Genomic DNA, 1,744 nt, shown 5'->3' with positions numbered 1-1,744 from the left:
CTGGCCGGCGACCTCGACGAGGAGGAGCCGGACGAGGCCGCCCTCGCCGCGGAGGAGGCGACCGCGGAGCAGGAGCGCGCCGACGCCGCGGCGCAGAACGCCGACGAGATCCGCGAGCTCGAGGCGCGCGCCGCGGCGATGAGCGGCGGGTCGGTCCGGACCGACAACCCGGTCCGGCAGTACCTGCACGAGATCGGGACGGTGAAGCTGCTCGACGTGCGCGAGGAGATCGAGTTGGCACGCCGCATGGAGGCCGGCCTCGAGGCGGAGCAGGAGCTCGACGAGCGCGGCGAGGATCTCGACGCGAAGGCGGCTCGGCGCCTCGACCGCATCGCCCGCGACGGGCAGGCGGCGCGCGAGCACCTGATCCAAGCGAACCTGCGGCTGGTCGTCAGCATCGCGAAGAAGTACACGGGGCGCGGCATCGGCCTGCTGGACCTGATCCAGGAGGGCAACCGCGGCCTGATCAAGGCGGTCGATCGGTTCGAGTACCGGCGTCGCTACAAGTTCTCGACGTACGCGACGTGGTGGATCCGGCAGGCGGTCACCCGCGCGATCGCGAACCAGTCGCGCACCATCCGCATTCCGGTGCACATGATCGAGCGGCTGAACAAGCTCAACCGCACCGCGAAGCAGCTGGAGCAGGAGCTCAACCGCGAACCCACGCACGAGGAGTTGGCCCGCGCGCTCGGGCCGGAGTGGGACGCCGAGCGCGTCGAGGAGGCGTTCGAGCTGACCCGCAAGCCGTTCAGTCTCGAGGCGCCGATCGGCGACGAGGAGGACTCGACGTACGGGGACTTCATCAGCGACGACACCGTCGGGTCCCCCGAGGACACGGCGTCGGAGGCGATGCTGAACGACGCGATCGGGGATGCGCTCGGGGCGTTGCGGGAGCGCGAGGCGGAGGTCCTCAAGCTCCGCAAGGGCCTGATCGACGGGCGGCAGCACACCCTCGAGGAGGTCGGCCAGCACTTCGGGGTGACGCGCGAACGGATCCGCCAGATCGAGAACAAGGCGCTGCGCAAGCTCAAGTACCACGAGAGCCGCACGCGGCAACTGCGCGACTTCCTGGAGTGACCCCCGGCGCGTCGGCGCGCCGCACGCCCGTCCGGACCCCTGCCCCGCGCCCCCTCACGGGGCGCGGCGTTCATGTAGGGCCAGAAATAGTTGCATTCCATGAACGAATGTCGCGCAGGTTGCGGTCCCCCCGCCCCACGGCCCGCACGATGGAGCTCGTGTCGAACCTCCCCTCCACCCCCCGCTCGACCGGCGACCCACCCCCCGGCGCCGCCGCCCCGAGCGACGCCGCCCCGAGCGACGCCGCGGACGCCCCCGACCGCGAACGGCTCCTCCACGACCTCGCCAGCCTGACGCTGCCGCTCATGTGGTCGCTGCGCCAGGCGTCCATGCGGGCGCTGGAGCCGCACGGCCTGCGCCCCATCCAGGCCCTCGTCCTCGCCTCGATCGCGCAGGGGCACGGCTCCCCGAAGGCCCTGAGCGAGATCGTCGAGACCGCCCCCCCGATGATGTCCAGCCTGCTCGGCGACCTCGAGGACCGAGGCCTCGTGACCCGCAGCCCCGACCCCGAGGACCGCCGCCGCATCCGCGTCGACGCGACCGACGCCGGTCACGCCCTCGCCCGCGCGGTCGACGACGCCTGGGCCGAGGCCAGCCGCGAACGCTTCGCCGACGTCTCCGACGACGACCTCCGCACCCTGGTCGACGTCTACACCACCCTCGTGAG

Annotated in this window: 2 protein-coding genes; both read left to right on the top strand. The window is 72.2% G+C overall.

Annotation, left to right across the window (positions count from 1 at the left end; translation table 11 throughout):
- Positions 1–1,077 (top strand): RNA polymerase sigma factor RpoD (gene rpoD, locus RI554_08880; GenBank protein MDR9392125.1); only part of this gene is annotated, 1,077 nt, incomplete at its 5' end.
- Positions 1,078–1,184: 107 nt separating this feature from the next.
- Positions 1,185–1,744, top strand: a 560-nt coding sequence (locus RI554_08875) for a MarR family winged helix-turn-helix transcriptional regulator (GenBank protein ID MDR9392124.1), incomplete at its 3' end; no start/stop codon positions are given.

This window comes from Trueperaceae bacterium (genome assembly GCA_031581195.1).
In the GTDB taxonomy this organism is placed as follows: Bacteria; Deinococcota; Deinococci; order Deinococcales; family Trueperaceae; genus SLSQ01.
This window is presented reverse-complemented; position numbering and strand designations above follow the sequence as displayed.